Below are 14812 nucleotides of genomic sequence, written 5' to 3'. Positions count from 1 at the left end.
CGGGTCGCGGCGGTCGGCCGCCGGCGACGGGGGGCGCGAGGACGGCGGGCGGGCGGGCAGCGGCGGGAGCGGCGGGAGGCCGCGGGCCGCCTCCCGCCCGGTCAGGGCCCCGGGGGGCCGGCCGGGCGGAGGACCTGCCACGGTGCCGCCTCCTCGCCGTGTCGGGCCTCGTGGCCGCCGGGCTGCCGGTCGTCCTTCCGGTCACGCAGTGTCGCGGGCGGCGTCACCGCGCGTCCAGGTCAGGCTCTCACGCGTCACACGAGACCCGTGCGACCCGCTGGTGGCGCGTCGCGCGGTCCCGGCTCAGCCGGCCCGCGCCTCCGGCTCGTCGTCGTCCCCGGCCTCCGCGGCGCTGCGGCGGTCCCCGGCGTCGAGGTCCTCGAGCAGGCCGAGCACCGCCCGGGCGGTCTCCTCCGGCGCCTCGAGCATCGCCACGTGGCCGACGGTCTCCAGCACCAGCAGCCGCGCGTCGGGGACGGCCGCCGCCAGCCGCGGGGCCAGCCGCGGGTCGACCAGCCGGTCGCGGTCGCCCCAGACGACCAGCGTCGGCATCCGCAGCGCGCGGGCCAGCCGCCAGGCGTTGGCCCGGCCGACCCGCAGGTAGGAGGTGATGAGGCCGCGCATGCTGCGGGTCAGCGCCCGGTTGGCCCACTCCTGCCGCGCCCGCTCGCGGGTCTCCGCGACGGCGGCGTCGATCCGCTCCGGCGGCACCCGCCCGGGCTCGCCGAAGCACATCTGCAGCATGCCGCGCACCGACTGCTCCGGCGTCACGCCGGCCAGCCGCCGCTCGGCGACGCCCGGCACGCCCGGCAGCAGGAGCAGCAGCAGCGCGCGGCTGAACGCCTGCGGCACGCGGTAGACCGGCATCGCCGGGGAGACCAGCGTCAGCGACGCGACGAGGTCCGGCCGGCGGGCGGCGACCAGCAGGCTGACCAGGCCGCCGAGGCTGTTGCCGAGCAGGTGCACCGGCCCGCCCTGCCCGTCGCCGGGCTGGTCCCGCACGTGCTCGAGGACCTCCACGACGGCGCGCACGTGCCCGCGGATGGAGTACGACCCGCCGGTCGGCGGCTGCGAGCGGCCGAACCCCGGCAGGTCCACCGCCCACCCCGCGCAGCGGACGGCGAGCAGCGCCGCCAGGTCGGTCCAGTTGGTGGACGCGCCGCCGAGGCCGTGGACGTACAGCGCGCGCTCGCGCGGCGCCCCGGGCGGACCGGCCCACGGGGTGGTGCGGACGTACACGGTGCCGCCGCTGACCGCCAGCTCCTCGCCGGGCCAGGCGTCCGGCGGCGCGCCGGGGACGGGCAGGGGCGCCGTCGACAGCCGGGCGGTGGACGACGGGGCGATCGACGGGGGCGCCGGCGGGCGGCGGCGCGCACGACGGACCTCGGGCACGCGGCGAACGGTATGCCAGCCGGAGGTGTCGCGTGCGGCGGGTGACCCGCCGGTAACATCCCCGGGACCATGCAGTCCTCCCGACCGGCCCCCGTCCGCCGCACGTCGCGGCTGCCCCGCGGCGCCCGGCGGCTGCAGCTGCTGCAGGCCGCCCAGGAGGTCTTCGTCGCGCACGGCTTCCACGCCGCCGCGATGGACGACATCGCCGACCGCGCCGGCGTCAGCAAGCCCGTCCTCTACCAGCACTTCCCGGGCAAGCGGGAGCTCTACCTGGCACTGCTCGAGCAGCAGGTCACCGAGCTCACCGACCGGGTGCGCGAGGCGATGGCCGGCACCGAGGACAACCGGCAGCGCGTGCACGGCGCCGTCGGTGCCTACTTCGACTTCATCGACGCCGAGGGCGGCGCGTTCCGGCTGGTCTTCGAGTCCGACCTGCGCAACGACGACGACGTGCGGGCGCTGGTCGACCGCGGCAACCGGGCGTGCGTCGAGGCGATCGCCGAGGTGATCGCCGGCGACACCGGCAGCTCGCCGGAGCAGGCGCACCTGCTGGCCTCGGGGCTGACCGGCCTGGCCGAGACCAGCGCCCGGTGGTGGCTGGCGCAGAAGGGCACGGTGTCCCGCGACGAGGCCGTGTCGCTGATGTCCGCGCTGGCGTGGCGGGGCATCTCCCGCTTCCCCCGGGTCGAGGGCGAGCCGGCCGCGGGCTGATCCGGTCCCGCGCCGTGCCTGTTCGCTGAGGGCACAGGCGCACGCCGGGGCCGGGCACCCCGCGCTGGACTAGCGTGGTCGGCAGCCGTGCAACCCGAGGAGGCATCCCCCGTGGAAGTCAAGATCGGTGTCCAGCACTCCCCCCGGGAGCTGGTCGTCGACAGCCCGAAGACCCCTGACGAGATCGCTGCCGACGTGGCCGCCGCCGTGTCCGGCGGCACGAAGGACGGGCTGTTGACCCTGGAGGACGAGCGGGGCCGCCGTGTCCTCGTCCCGGTCGACCGGATCGCCTACGTCGAGATCGCCCAGGCCGACCAGCGCCGGGTGGGCTTCGTCGCCGGCGCCTGAGACCCGCACGTCCCGACGGGGCGTCCCCGCACTGCGCGGGGGCGCCCCGTCGACGTGTCGCGGGACTCCACGACGTGAGCCGCCCCGCGAGGGTCGTGCCCGGTGGCGGGCCCGGAGGGTCCCCGGCGGGTGCGACGGAGCGGCTCAGCGCGACTGGGGAACGGCACGTGGCCGCGGTGCGATCCGGGAGGATCGCAGTGTCACAGTCTCAGGGGTTGAGGCCCAGGGTCTTCATGCGCTCGGTGTGCGCGGCGGTGATGCGGTCCACCAGCCGGACGACGCCGGTCAGGTCGCCGGTGCCGCCGATGATCAGCCGGGCCAGGCCGTCCCGCTCGGCGATGACCGCCTGCGACTGGGAGATCGCCTCCCCCACCAGCCGGCGCCCCCACAGCGCGAGCCGGCCGGCCAGCGTCCGCTGCGCGGCGATCGCGGCCCGGACCTCGCGGACGGCGAAGTCGGCGTGGCCGGTGTCGGCGAGCACCTCGAGGATCAGCGACCGGTCCGGCTCGGGCAGGGAGCCCGCGATCTCGCGGTAGAAGTCGGCGGCCAGGCCGTCGCCGACGTAGGCCTTCACCAGCCCCTCGAGCCAGGTGCGGGGCCGGGTGCCCTCGTGGAAGCCGTCGAGCGCGGCCACGAACGGGCGCATCGCCTCGGTCGGCTCCGCGCCCAGCTCGGTCAGCCGCTGCGCCAGCCGGTCGTGGTGGCCCATCTCCGCGGCGGCCATGCGCGCCAGCGCGGCGCGGCCGGCCAGGGTGGGCGCCATCCGCGCGTCCTCGGCCAGCCGGTCGAACGCGGTCAGCTCCGCGTAGGCGAGCACGCCGAGCAGGTCGACGACGGCTCGGGTGTCGACCGTGGTCACGTGCCACCTCCGGGTGGTGTCGGGGCGGACGGGGCCGCGCGGCGACCGAGGCTAGCCGCTGTCCGCGCTAGCATGGGGAACAGGCGGGCCGCCAGGCGCGCTGGTATCTGTGCGCTGACGAACGTCGGACGACGCCCTGAGGAGCCCCCACCGGGCACCGGGTGCGTCCCGGTCCTCCCCGGTCCGCTGGCCGCGTCGGCGCTGGAACGCATCCCGCGACACCCGACCGCGGAGCGCCCGGGCGACGACGCCGTCGCCCCCGGCAGCTCCCCCAGCCGACCAGAGGCGAGAGCACTGACCTCCACCGAGAACACCCCCACCGAGAACACCCCCACCGAGAACACCCCCACCGGGACCGGCACCCCGAGCACCGAGCTCGAGCACGCCGAGACCGGCGCGCCGGCCCCCGAGCAGGTCGAGCAGACCGTCGAGGCGCTCGGCGGCGCTCCCGTCGAGGAGACCGCGCCGCTGTTCAGCGACTTCGACGTCCACCCCGACGTCGTCGCGGCGCTGGCCGAGGCCGGCATCACCCGGACCTTCGCGATCCAGGAGCTCACCCTCCCGCTGGCGCTGGCCGGCAACGACCTCATCGGGCAGGCCCGCACCGGCACCGGCAAGACCCTCGGCTTCGGCGTCCCGCTGCTGCAGCGCGTCGTCCCCGCCGCGGAGGGCGGCGACGGCGTCCCGCAGGCGCTGGTCGTCGTCCCCACCCGCGAGCTGTGCGTCCAGGTGGCCCGCGACCTCGGCACCGCCGGCGCCAGGCGCGGCATCCGCGTGCAGGCGATCTACGGCGGCCGTGCGTTCGAGCCGCAGGTGTCCGCGCTGCAGGCCGGCGTCGAGGTCGTCGTCGGCACCCCCGGCCGGCTGCTGGACCTGGCCGAGCAGGGCCACCTGATCCTCGGCAAGGTCCGCGTGCTGGTCCTCGACGAGGCCGACGAGATGCTCGACCTGGGCTTCCTGCCCGACATCGAGCGGATCCTCGGCATGGTCCCGGCCCAGCGGCAGACGATGCTGTTCTCGGCCACCATGCCCGGCCCGATCGTCACGCTGTCGCGGTCGTTCATGACCCAGCCGACGCACATCCGGGCGCACGGCAACGACGAGGGCTCGACCGTCCCGCAGACGACGCAGTTCGTGTACCGGGCGCACAACCTCGACAAGCCCGAGCTGCTCGCCCGCGTGCTGCAGGCCCGCGGCCGCGGCCTGGCGATGGTCTTCTGCCGCACCAAGCGCACCGCGCAGAAGGTCGCCGACGAGCTGGTCGACCGCGGGTTCGCGGCCGCCGCCGTGCACGGCGACCTCGGCCAGGGCGCCCGCGAGCAGGCGCTGCGCGCGTTCCGGAGCGGCAAGGTCGACGTCCTGGTCGCCACCGACGTCGCCGCCCGCGGCATCGACGTCACCGGCGTCAGCCACGTCGTCAACTACCAGTGCCCCGAGGACGAGAAGACCTACGTGCACCGGATCGGCCGCACCGGCCGCGCCGGGCGCGAGGGCGTCGCCGTCACGCTGGTCGACTGGGACGACATCCCGCGCTGGCAGCTGATCAACAAGGCGCTGGACCTGCCGTTCGTGGACCCGCCGGAGACCTACTCCACCTCGCCGTGGGTCTACACCGACCTCGACGTCCCCGAGGGCGCCAAGGGCCGGCTGCCGCGCGCGCAGCGGACCCGCGAGGGCCTCGACGCGGAGGTGCTCGAGGACCTCGGCGAGACGGGCAAGAAGACCAGGGGCGCCGGCCGCGGTCCCGCGCGGGAGGAGTCCCGCACCGAGGGCGAGCGCCCGGCCCGGTCCCGCTCGCGCCGCCGCACCCGCGGCGGCGCCGCGGCCGAGGCCGTGGCCGCCGCGCCCGCCGCCGCCGCGTCGGGTGAGGCCGGGTCCGGCGAGGCCCCCGCGTCCCCGGCCGGGGACGCGACCGACGGGTCCGGGGAGGGCGCGGCCAGGCCGCGCCGCCGTCGCCGCCGCGGCGGCCGGGGTCGCTCCGGCGCCTCCGCGGCCTCCGGCGCCGAGGGCCAGGACGGCGACGGCGGCGACTCCGAGTCCGCCGCGTAAGACGCCGCGTGGCGATGCGTCCCCCGCCGCTGCGGGTGTGGGTCTGGACGGCGGCCGCGCTCGCGCTGGCCGTCGTCGCCACCCTGCTGTGGCGGGGGTCGAGCGTCGCCGCGACCGACAGCACCACCGCCGGCGAGCCGCCGGTCCCCTCGACCGCGCCGGCCGGTGAGCTCGCGCCCGCCTGGTCGGCCGACGTCGACGTCCCGCTGCCGGACGCCGTCGTCGAGGGCGGGCGGGTGGTCGTGCCCGTCGCCGACGGCGTCACGGCGCTGGACCCGGCCACGGGCGAGGAGGCCTGGCACTACCGGCGCACCGACGCCGCGCTGTGCGGGCTCTCCGCCGGCGACGGGCTGGTCGTCGCCGTCTTCCGCACCGCGGACCGCTGCGACGAGGCGCTGGCGCTCACCGCGGCCACCGGCGTGCGCGCCTGGACCCGCAACCTGAGCCTGCGCGGCGACGCCACCGTCACCGGCGCCGACCAGGTGGTCCTCGCCAGCAGCGACACCGGCGTCGTCGTCCTCGACCCGGTCGGGGACAACGTCCGCTGGCGGGCGGGCGCGGAGTCCGGCTGCACGCTGCTCGACACCGCCGCGGGCAGCGCCGGCGTCGCGGTGCTGCAGCGCTGCACCGGCTCGGCCGCCGTCCAGCTGCGGCTGTTCGACTCCTTCTCCGGCGAGGCCCGCTGGACCCGCGACCTGGCCGCCACGGGCGGCGCCGACGTGCGGCTGGCCGGCGTGGACCGGCTGGTCGCCGTCGTCACCGGCGACGCCCTGCTGGTCCACCGCCCCGACGACGGCACGCAGCTGCAGGAGCTCGCGCTCCCGGCCGCGACCGACGGCGGCGCGGAGGGCGATCCCGTGCTGCAGTCCGGGACCGGCGACGTCGCGCTGGTGTGGGCGCGCGGCACCGTCCGGGCGCTGGACGGCACGAGCGGCGCCACCCTGTGGTCGCTGCCCGCCCTCGGCCTGCCCACCGCCTCCGCCGCCGGCAAGGGCGAGGCCGGGCAGGCCGGCGTCTGGGTGCCCGAGCCCGACGGCCTCGTCCTGCGCGACCCGGCCACCGGCGCCGAGCTCTCCCGAGTGGCGCTGCAGGACCCGCCGGCGCCCGGCGGGCGCGCCGCCGTCGCCGGGCCGGTGCTCGTCTACGCGCTCCCCGACCGGGTGCTCGGGTACGCGTAGTCCCCGCGTAGTCCCCGCGCGGCCCCCGTGCGGCGGCGCGGCCGCCGACGGCGGGGTTCACTGGGGACCATGGTCCTGCCCGGCACCTCGCACAGCCCCGACCTCGCCATCGCCGCCGACGACCTGCGCCAGCTCGCCGACCACGACGCGACGGCGCGCACCCTCTCCGGGCGGGCCGGGCCCCTGGCCGCGCTGGACACCGGCGGCGACGGGCCCAGCGGCACGGTGCTGCTGGTCGCCGGGTACACCGGCAGCAAGGAGGACTTCGCCCCGCTGCTCGCGCCGCTGGCCGCCGACGGCTACCGGGTGGTGGCGATCGACCAGCGCGGGCAGTACGAGTCCCCCGGCCCCGACGACCCCGCCGCCTACTCGGTCGCCGAGCTCGCCGCCGACGTCGTCGCCGTGGCCTCCCTGCTGCGCGAGGAGACCGGCACCCCGCACCTGCTCGGGCACAGCTTCGGCGGGCTGGTCGGCCGCGGCGCCGTCCTCGCCGACCCCGCCGCCTTCCGCTCGCTGACGCTGCTCGGGTCGGGCCCCGCCCGGCTGGGCGGCCGGCGCGCCGAGCTGCTCGAGCACCTCGGCCCGCTGCTGGACTCCGGCGGCGTCCCCGCCGTGCACGCCACGCTCGAGCAGCTGGCGATGACCGACGAGCGCGCCCAGGCGGTGCCCGCCCCCACCCGCGCGTTCTACGCCCGCCGGTTCCTCCGCAACACCGCGGCGGGGCTGCGCGGCATGGCCGACGCGATGACCACCGAGCCCGACCGCGTGGCCGAGCTGGCCGCCACCGGCGTGCCGGTGCTGGTCGCCCACGGCGTGGCCGACGACGCCTGGCCGCCGGACGTCCAGGCGGACATGGCCCGCCGGCTGGGCGCCCGGCACGAGGTCATCGACGGCGCGATCCACTCCCCCGCCGTCGAGAACCCGCGCCGCACGCTCGAGGTGCTCGAGGCGTTCTGGTCCTCGGTGCCGGAGGGGACCCGGTGAGCGCCGCCCGGCCCTCGGCGCGCGACTGGACGGCGGAGGAGGACCTGCTGGGGTTCTTCGGGCCCGACAGCGTCACCTGGCGGGTGCACGCCGACCCGGTCTACGGCGTCGGCGGGCTGCGCGCGCTGCTGCTGCAGGCGCTGCACCCGGTCGCGATGGACGGCGTGGCCCGCAACTCGGTCTTCCGCGCGTCGCCGTGGCAGCGGCTGGTGCGCACCGCCGAGTACGTCGACACGCTGACCTTCGGCACCCGCCGTGAGGCGATCCGCGCGGTGCGGCGGGTCCGCGGCGTGCACCGGCGCCTGGGCGGCACCGAGGAGACCACCGGCCGCACCTACCGCGTCGACGACCCCGACCTGCTGCTGTGGGTGCACAACTGCGAGGTCGACTCGCTGCTCGACGTCGCCCGCCGCGTCGGCGTCGTCACCCCCGCGGAGGCCGACCGCTACGTGGCCGAGCAGGTGACCGCCGCCGAGCTCATCGGGATCGACCGCGCCGACGTCCCCGACTCGGTGGCCGCGCTCGCCGGCTACTTCGAGCGGCTCCGGCCCGAGCTCACGCTCACCGCGGCCGGGCGGGAGGCGTGGCGCTTCCTCGTCGTCCCGCCGATGCCGCGCTGGGTGCAGTTCCTGACCCCGGCCCGGCCGGCCTGGGGGTCGCTGGCGTCGCTGGCGGTGGCCACCCTGCCGCCGTGGGCCCGCCGGATGGCCTCGCTGCCCGGGCTGACGCTGACCGACACGGCGGCGACGGCGGCGCTGCGGGCGTTCCGCACCGGGATGCTCGCGCTGCCCGAGCGGGCCCGGCACTCCCCGATCCGGCGCGCCGCCTTCGAGCGGACGGCGGGCGCGGTCGAGGTCGGCGCCTAGCCTCCACTCCCCGACCTCCACTCCCCGACCTCCACTCCCCGACCTCCGGTCCCCGACCTCCGGTCCCGGGCCCCCGGTCCTAGGCCCCCGCCGGGTCCACGTCGGCGGGCAGGAAGCTCCAGGTCTCCCGCGGCGGCGTCGCCGCCTGCCCCACCGGGCAGCTGGGCCGGAAGTCGCACCAGCCGCACTGCCGGCCGGGGACGGCGGGGAACGCCTCGTCCGGCGGCACGCCGTCCTCCACCCGCCGGGTGGCGACGGCGATGTCCTCCGCGACGTCCTCGGCCCGGCGCACGTGGTTGGCCAGCGACCGCTCGGTGTGCTCGAAGGAGGCGACCGTCCCGGTGGGCAGGTGGTGCAGCTCGACCCGGCTGCACGGCCGGCGCAGCGTGCGCCGCACGCCGAGCACGTAGGCCGCCAGCGCGGCCGACCCGCGCGCCTCGTCGTCGGTGCTGGGCACCCGGCCGGTCTTGTAGTCGACGACGACCAGCTCGTCGCCGCGCTGGTCGATGCGGTCGACCCGCCCGGTCAGCGCCAGCCGCTCGGTGGTGCACGAGACCTGCCGCTCCAGCCCGACCGGCTCCTCGGCGGGGTCCAGCGCCTCGACGTAGCCGGTGACCCAGCCGGCCGCGGTGGCGCGCCAGCGGGCGGCCTGCTCGTCGTCGCGGAAGCCGTTGGCCGACCAGACGCCGTAGAGCAGCTGCCGGGCGGCGACGGCGGTGCGGCGTGCCCGCGGCAGGTCCCACCACGAGCGCAGCGCGGCGTGGACGGCGGAGCCGACCGTGTTGTGCGCCCACGGCGGGCCCTTGGGCGGCGTCGGCCGGTCGACGTAGGCGAAGCGGTAGCGGCGCGGGCAGTCGGCGAAGGTGGCCAGCTTGCTCGGCGTCGCGGGGAACAGCCGGCGCGGCATGCCGGGCATCTCGAGCTGTGCGCCGTCGGACTGCCTCACCCGGCCACGCTAACCGGCGACGGCGCCCCTGTCGGCCAGGGGCACGCTGCCGGTGGACGCGGCCACCAGCGCCTCGTACTGCTCCGGGTCGGTGGTGCACGCGCCGAGCGGCGTCGCCTTGTTCGCGCCGTGGTGGTCGCTGGACCCGGTCACCAGCAGCCCGAGGTCGGCGGCCAGGCCGCGCAGGTGCTCGCGCTGGGCCGGGTCGTGGTCGGGGTGGTCGACCTCCAGGCCGACCAGCCCGGCGTCGGCCATCGCGGCGATCGCGGCGTCGTCGACCACCCGGCCGCGCCGGGTCGCCAGGCCGTGGGCGAACACCGGCACGCCGCCGGCCGCCCGGACCAGCCGGATGCCCTCGAGCACGTCGGTGTCGGCCTTGGTCACGTGGTACGGGCCGCCCTGGTGCAGCAGCGTGGTGAAGGCCTGCTCGACCGACGCGACGACGCCCGCCTCGACCAGCGCCCGGGCCACGTGCGGGCGGCCCACCACCGCGCCGCCGCTGGAGTCCAGGACCCGCTGCCACTCCACCGGGTAGCCGGCCGCGGCGAGCGCGGCGACCATCCGCTGGCCGCGGGTCAGCCGCTCCTCGCGCAGCCGCCGCAGCTCGCCGGCCAGCTCCGGGTGGTCCGGGTCGAACAGGTAGGCCAGCAGGTGCACGCTGACCGGCCGCCCCTCGGCGGGGAACCAGCGCGCGGACAGCTCCAGGCCCGGGACGACGGTCAGCCCCTCCGGCCGGGCCGCGGCGGCCGCCGCCCACCCGTCGGTCGTGTCGTGGTCGGTGAGCGCGACGACGTCGAGGCCGGCGGCGCGGGCAGCGGCCAGGAGCCGGGCCGGGGTGTCGGTGCCGTCGGAGACCGACGAGTGGGTGTGCAGGTCGATGCGCATCGGCGTCCAGCCTCCCCCAGGCGGGCGCGCGCTGCTCAGGCCCCCGGCAGGCGCGGGATCGGCTGGGTGTCGTGCCGGGGCGGCGCCGCGGCGGGGCGCCCGTTGTCGTCCGGGTTGCCCTCGTCGTCGCCGGCCGCGGCGCCGCCCCCGTCACTGCCGAACAGCAGCTCGCTCACCTCGCGGTAGAGCAGGTCCGCGCGCGGCAGGTGGGTGATCTGCGACAGCGCCTGCTGCGAGCCGGCCGACTCGAACCGGAAGGTGCCGTAGCCGAGCAGCTGGCCGGGGACGGTCTCCTTCCAGGTCAGGTCGGTGATCCGGCGCAGCGGCAGCAGGCTGACCGTGCGGGCGACGATCCCCGAGGTCAGCAGCACGCGGCGGCGGGTGACGATGAAGTGCCGCATCCACCACTCGCCGGCCCGCAGCGCGAACCAGCCGAGGGCGCCGAGGACGACGAGCAGCCCGACGCTCGCGCTGACCCGGTTGCCGGGGTCGAGGGTGAGCACCCACAGCCCGGCGAGCAGGACGGCGACCGCCTTCGCGCCCGGCCAGAGCAGCACCGCCCAGTGCCGGCGGGTCGCCACGACCGCCTGCTCACCGGGGAGCAGGTACTTGGCGGCGTCCTTGGCCCACCGCGGCGGGCGGCCGCCGGCCGGGCCGCTCACGGCGGGGTCAGACGAGCGAGCCGACGAAGGCCGCGATCGACGACGCGGCGCTACCGAGCGCCTCCCCGGCGCCGCGCACCACGTCGGCCGAGGCCTCGGGGCGCTGGATGACGTAGAACACGACGAAGGCCACCGCCAGCCAGACGAGCACCTTCTTCAGGTTCACCGCCACCCCCGGGGGATCCGCTCGGACCGGCGGACGACGTGCCCGCGCGGGTCGGCCCCGAGGGCCGGCCCCATGGGTAACACAGGCCCCAGTGCCCTCCGCCGGGACACGCCGGGCGGCGGACGGACGGGTCAGTCCCCCGGCAGCAGGTGCTCGCTGGGCGGGCCGAGCGGGAGGTCCGGGTAGAGCCGTTCGCGGAGGTCGAGCAGGCGCATCTCCTCGGCCAGCAGCCAGGCCGCCGACATCGGCCACATCACCAACCACAGCCACACGCCGAACGCCTCGCCGACGAAGGCGGCCCGGTCGTCGGAGGTGGGCACCGCCCACAGCGGCGCGTGCTGGCCGGCGGCCTCCACCGACGCCGACGAGGGGCCGGTGATGACGTCGCCGGGGTCCAGGCCCGGCAAGCCGGCGTAGCCGCAGCCCACGCCCATGCCCGGCTCCTCGGCGACCAGCACCAGCTCTGCCGACCCGCCCAGCGGCGCCGGGCCGGCGCAGCCGACGACGATCGCCCGCGCCCCGGGTTCCCCGCCCCAGGCCAGGCCGGTCACCGACCAGCCCGGCGGCACCGGGTCGGGCACCCACGCCGGCACCCGGGCGTCGGCGGTCACCGCCGCGATCGCGTCGTGGGCGATGAGCGTGGTGTGGTGCAGCGGGGTGACCGCGCCGTGCACGTGGCACCAGGCCACCGCCGAGTCCCCGGGGCGCACCACCAGTGGTTCGCCACAGCGGGGACAGACCGGGGAGGCGCTCATCGCAAGACACCGTCCTGTCACTCGGGGCTGACGTCAAGCGCTGGCGGACGGCGCCGTGCCGCCCGGCCGGGCCGTCCCGCCGCGGGCCCGGCCGTAGCCTGCCGTCGTGGCTCCCGACTCCCCCGGCGACCGGCTGCCGGTGCAGGCCTGCGTCGGCGCCGTGGTCCTCGACGGGGAGGGCCGGCTGCTGCTGGTCCGCCGGCGCAACGCCCCCGGTCGGGGGCTGTGGTCGGTGCCCGGCGGGCGGGTGGAGCCGGGTGAGACGCTGCCCGCGGCGGTCGCCCGCGAGGTGCGCGAGGAGACCGGGCTGGCGGTCCGGGTCGGCGCGGAGGTCGGTCGGGTGACCGTCCCCGGCGACGGCGTCGTCTACGACGTCGTGGACTTCGCCTGCACCCTCGAGGCCCCGGCCGCGACGCCGGTCCCGGGCGACGACGCCGACGCGGTCACCTGGGCCGGCGCCGCCGACCTCGGTCGGCTGGCCTGCACGCCGGGACTGGTCGCGACGCTGCGCGGCTGGGGTGCGCTGCCGTCCTGACCGGTCCGGCAGCGCACCCGCCCCTCAGGAGCGCGGCTTCGGCTCCGGGCGGCCGGGCTGCTCGCCGCCGCGGGCCTCGCCGTAGGAGCGCTTGGGCACCATGACCTTGCGCCGGAAGACGCAGACGACGGTGCCGTCCTGCTTGTAGCCGATCGTCTCGACGTACACGACGCCGCGGTCGTCCTTCGACTTCGACTCCGTCTTGTCCAGGACGGTGGTCTCGCCGTAGACGGTGTCGCCGTGGAAGGTCGGCGCCACGTGCCGCAGCGACTCGATCTCCAGGTTGGCGATGGCCTTGCCCGACACGTCGGGCACGCTCATGCCGAGCAGCAGCGAGTAGACGTAGTTGCCGACGACGACGTTCCTGCCGAAGTCCGTGGTCTCCGCCGCGTAGTGGGTGTCCAGGTGCAGCGGGTGGTGGTTCATCGTGATGAGGCAGAACAGGTGGTCGTCGTACTCGGTGACGGTCTTCCCGGGCCAGTGCTTGTAGACCGCCCCGACCTCGAACTCCTCGTAGTACCGACCGAACTGCATGTGCGCTCCTCCGACGTCGTCGTGCGGTGGACGGTGCCGACGTCGTGCGCGGGCGCAGGGGCCGTCCCGGGCCGGGCAGGCCAGTTGCCCACCACGCGGCGTCGGTGACCCATCTGGACGGGCGCCGATCCTACGATGCCCGGGTGGTCCAGCCGTCCCGCGCCGGCGACCCCGCGGAGGCGGACGTCGTCAGGCTCTCCACCGGCGGGCGCCGCGTCCGCCTCGCTGCCTCCCTGGCCGTCCTCGCGCTGCTGCTGGCCGGGACGGTCTGGGGCACCGACGCCTCGTTCCCGTTCGGCCCGTTCAAGATGTACTCGACCCGCGCCGAGGTGAACGCGCCGGTGGTCTCCACCCGCGTGGTCGGCCTGACCGGCGAGGGCGAGGAGGTGCGCCTGTCCGGCGGCGAGGTGGGGCTGCGCCGGGCCGAGTTCGAGGGGCAGCTCCCGCGGCTGGTCGACGACCCCGCGCTGCTGGTCACGCTGGCCGAGACCTACGCGCGCCGGCACCCGGACGCCCCCGACCTCGTCGAGGTGCAGGTGGTGCAGCGGCACTTCGAGCTCGCCGACGGGCAGCCGACCGGCGCGTGGACCGACCGCGTCCTCGTCGAGCAGGACCTGGGGGCCGGCGCGTGAGCTCCTCACCGGTCACCTCCCTCGTCTCCGCGGTCCGCGGCCTGCGCGGCTTCTGGACCCGCCCGGTCCCGCTGGCCCGCATCGCGGTGTTCCGCACCATCGCCTACCTGTTCGTGCCGGTCGACGTCTTCCTCACCACCGCCTGGGTGCGTGCGCACGCCGAGGTGCCGACCGTCTGGTACCAGCCCCTCGAGATCGCCCGCGTGCTGCACCTGCCCACGCCGACGTCGACCGTCGTCCACGTCGTGCAGTGGGCACTGGTCCTCACCGCCCTCGCCGCGGCCACCGGCCGCGCCCCCCGTCTGCTCGGCACGGCCGTGTTCGTGCTGTACCTCGAGTGGATGGTCATCGCGATGAGCTACGGCAAGGTCGACCACGACCGCATCGCCTACCTCGTCGCGCTCGCCGTGCTGCCCACCATCGGCCGGGTCCGCTGGCGCGACCGCCGCCGGTCCGAGGCCGCCGGATGGGCGATGGCCGCCGTGATGGTGACGGTGATGCTCACCTACTTCCTCGCGGCCTGGGCGAAGATGCGCTTCGGCGGCTGGGACTGGGCGACCGGCTCGACCATCACCCGCGCGGTGATCCGCCGGGGCACCGCCCTGTCGGACTGGATGCTCGACGTCCCCGGCCTGCTGGTGACCGTGCAGTGGGTGATGCTCGTGTTCGAGTTCGCCGCGCCGCTGATGCTGCTCGTCCGGTCCGACCGGGCCCGCGTCGCCCTCGTCGTGTTCCTGCTGGGCTTCCACCTCATGGTGTTCGGCGGGCTGCGGATCATCTTCCTGCCGCACTGCGTGGCGATCCTGTCGATCCTGCCGTGGGAGCGGGCACCCGAGGCCGTCGCCGCGGTGCGCCGGCGCCTGCAGCCCGGGCGAGCCGCCACGCTGTCCGCCGCGGCACCACCCGGCTGACCCGGCGTCAGATCAGCGCACCGATGCGGGCGGCCACGTCCGCCTCGTGCTGCTGGTAGGACGCGGCGACCGCGGTGAGCAGCCCGCCCATGCCGGTGAGCGCGTCGCTCACCCCCTGGGCCGAGACCCGCCACTGCTCGTAGAGCGCGCTGAACTGCACCGCGGCCTGGCTGTCGGTCCAGCCGTCGAGCACCGAGCTCGTGACCGTGCTCGACAGCGTCGCGTGCCGCGCGGCGGTCTCGGCCGCCTCCGCCTGGCACCGCCCGGCCATCGACTGCAGCGTCCCGATGTCGACCCTCATGGCTCCTCCTGTCCGTCCCGGGTCCCTCCCGGGTGGCTGCGGACGCTAGGCCGCACCCGTCCCGGAGGCGCCGACGCCGTCCACAGCCCCGGCCCCGT

18 protein-coding genes are annotated in these 14812 nt (G+C 76.9%); 9 read left to right on the top strand and 9 right to left on the bottom strand.

Annotated elements, in window-relative coordinates:
• Positions 1-303 precede the first annotated feature (303 nt).
• Positions 304-1392 carry an alpha/beta fold hydrolase gene (locus ACFO3M_RS17470; RefSeq protein ID WP_387991606.1) on the bottom strand — a complete coding sequence of 363 codons (1089 nt, stop codon included), beginning with the start codon at positions 1390-1392 and terminating at the stop codon, positions 304-306.
• 69 nt (positions 1393-1461) lie between these two features.
• Between ACFO3M_RS17470 and ACFO3M_RS17465 the strand changes: the two genes are divergently transcribed.
• Both ACFO3M_RS17465 and ACFO3M_RS17460 read left to right on the top strand, forming a co-directional pair.
• Entirely contained in the window at positions 1462-2103 is a 642-nt protein-coding gene (locus ACFO3M_RS17465) for a TetR/AcrR family transcriptional regulator (protein WP_387991603.1), read from the top strand.
• Positions 2104-2214: 111 nt separating this feature from the next.
• Positions 2215-2451, top strand: a complete 237-nt coding sequence (locus tag ACFO3M_RS17460) for a DUF3107 domain-containing protein (RefSeq protein WP_387991600.1) — start codon at positions 2215-2217, stop codon at positions 2449-2451.
• A 208-nt stretch (positions 2452-2659) separates the two neighbouring features.
• Here the strand turns inward: ACFO3M_RS17460 and ACFO3M_RS17455 are convergent, their stop codons facing one another.
• Positions 2660-3310, bottom strand: a complete 651-nt coding sequence (locus tag ACFO3M_RS17455; RefSeq protein WP_387991597.1) for a ferritin-like fold-containing protein — start codon at positions 3308-3310, stop codon at positions 2660-2662.
• Positions 3311-3382: 72 nt separating this feature from the next.
• Between ACFO3M_RS17455 and ACFO3M_RS17450 the strand changes: the two genes are divergently transcribed.
• The 4 genes from ACFO3M_RS17450 (at position 3383) to ACFO3M_RS17435 (ending at position 8387) form a co-directional block, all read left to right on the top strand.
• Positions 3383-5359 (top strand): DEAD/DEAH box helicase, encoded by a 1977-nt coding sequence (locus ACFO3M_RS17450; RefSeq protein WP_387991594.1) that lies wholly within the window; start codon positions 3383-3385, stop codon positions 5357-5359.
• A gap of 14 nt (positions 5360-5373) precedes the next feature.
• Positions 5374-6537 carry an outer membrane protein assembly factor BamB family protein gene (locus ACFO3M_RS17445; RefSeq protein WP_387991618.1) on the top strand — a complete coding sequence of 388 codons (1164 nt, stop codon included), beginning with the start codon at positions 5374-5376 and terminating at the stop codon, positions 6535-6537.
• A 69-nt stretch (positions 6538-6606) separates the two neighbouring features.
• Positions 6607-7521: an alpha/beta fold hydrolase gene (locus ACFO3M_RS17440; protein WP_387991592.1), complete on the top strand. Its 915-nt coding sequence runs from the start codon at positions 6607-6609 to the stop codon at positions 7519-7521.
• Positions 7518-8387, top strand: coding sequence for an oxygenase MpaB family protein (locus tag ACFO3M_RS17435; protein ID WP_387991590.1), 870 nt, complete (start codon positions 7518-7520; stop codon positions 8385-8387). Before ACFO3M_RS17440 ends, ACFO3M_RS17435 begins: the two co-directional genes overlap by 4 nt.
• Positions 8388-8466: 79 nt before the next feature.
• Here ACFO3M_RS17435 and ACFO3M_RS17430 read toward each other — a convergent pair whose 3' ends face one another.
• The 5 genes from ACFO3M_RS17430 to ACFO3M_RS17410 form a co-directional block, all read right to left on the bottom strand.
• Positions 8467-9333, bottom strand: a complete 867-nt coding sequence (locus tag ACFO3M_RS17430; protein WP_387991588.1) for a RecB family exonuclease — start codon at positions 9331-9333, stop codon at positions 8467-8469.
• Between the two features lie 9 nt (positions 9334-9342).
• A complete protein-coding gene (locus ACFO3M_RS17425) occupies positions 9343-10218 on the bottom strand; it encodes a PHP domain-containing protein (protein ID WP_387991586.1) in 876 nt (291 codons plus the stop codon).
• Positions 10219-10253: 35 nt separating this feature from the next.
• The gene (locus tag ACFO3M_RS17420) at positions 10254-10880 is read right to left on the bottom strand and encodes a PH domain-containing protein (RefSeq protein WP_387991583.1); all 627 of its coding nucleotides are present in this window, start codon (positions 10878-10880) and stop codon (positions 10254-10256) included.
• Positions 10881-10887: 7 nt separating this feature from the next.
• Positions 10888-11052, bottom strand: a complete 165-nt coding sequence (locus tag ACFO3M_RS17415) for a hypothetical protein (RefSeq protein WP_387991580.1) — start codon at positions 11050-11052, stop codon at positions 10888-10890.
• Between the two features lie 125 nt (positions 11053-11177).
• Positions 11178-11801, bottom strand: a complete 624-nt coding sequence (locus tag ACFO3M_RS17410; RefSeq protein ID WP_387991578.1) for a DUF6758 family protein — start codon at positions 11799-11801, stop codon at positions 11178-11180.
• Positions 11802-11907: 106 nt separating this feature from the next.
• Between ACFO3M_RS17410 and ACFO3M_RS17405 the strand changes: the two genes are divergently transcribed.
• The gene (locus ACFO3M_RS17405; protein WP_387991575.1) at positions 11908-12336 is read left to right on the top strand and encodes an NUDIX hydrolase; all 429 of its coding nucleotides are present in this window, start codon (positions 11908-11910) and stop codon (positions 12334-12336) included.
• A gap of 24 nt (positions 12337-12360) precedes the next feature.
• Here the strand turns inward: ACFO3M_RS17405 and ACFO3M_RS17400 are convergent, their stop codons facing one another.
• Positions 12361-12870, bottom strand: a complete 510-nt coding sequence (locus ACFO3M_RS17400; protein ID WP_387991572.1) for a MaoC family dehydratase — start codon at positions 12868-12870, stop codon at positions 12361-12363.
• A gap of 143 nt (positions 12871-13013) precedes the next feature.
• Between ACFO3M_RS17400 and ACFO3M_RS17395 the strand changes: the two genes are divergently transcribed.
• Both ACFO3M_RS17395 and ACFO3M_RS17390 read left to right on the top strand, forming a co-directional pair.
• Positions 13014-13502, top strand: a complete 489-nt coding sequence (locus ACFO3M_RS17395) for a hypothetical protein (RefSeq protein ID WP_387991569.1) — start codon at positions 13014-13016, stop codon at positions 13500-13502.
• Positions 13499-14413: an HTTM domain-containing protein gene (locus tag ACFO3M_RS17390; RefSeq protein ID WP_387991566.1), complete on the top strand. Its 915-nt coding sequence runs from the start codon at positions 13499-13501 to the stop codon at positions 14411-14413. The genes ACFO3M_RS17395 and ACFO3M_RS17390 overlap by 4 nt, the downstream gene beginning before the upstream one ends.
• Positions 14414-14420: 7 nt before the next feature.
• Here the strand turns inward: ACFO3M_RS17390 and ACFO3M_RS17385 are convergent, their stop codons facing one another.
• On the bottom strand, positions 14421-14714 hold the full coding sequence (locus tag ACFO3M_RS17385; RefSeq protein ID WP_387991564.1) for a WXG100 family type VII secretion target: 294 nt from the start codon (positions 14712-14714) through the stop codon (positions 14421-14423).
• Between the last annotated feature and the right edge of the window lie 98 nt (positions 14715-14812).

Origin of the sequence: Geodermatophilus arenarius, assembly GCF_042654585.1 — a bacterium.
Lineage (GTDB): Bacteria > Actinomycetota > Actinomycetes > Mycobacteriales > Geodermatophilaceae > Geodermatophilus > Geodermatophilus arenarius.
Note: the sequence above shows the minus strand (reverse complement) of the source record. Positions and strands in the feature narration are given on the sequence as shown.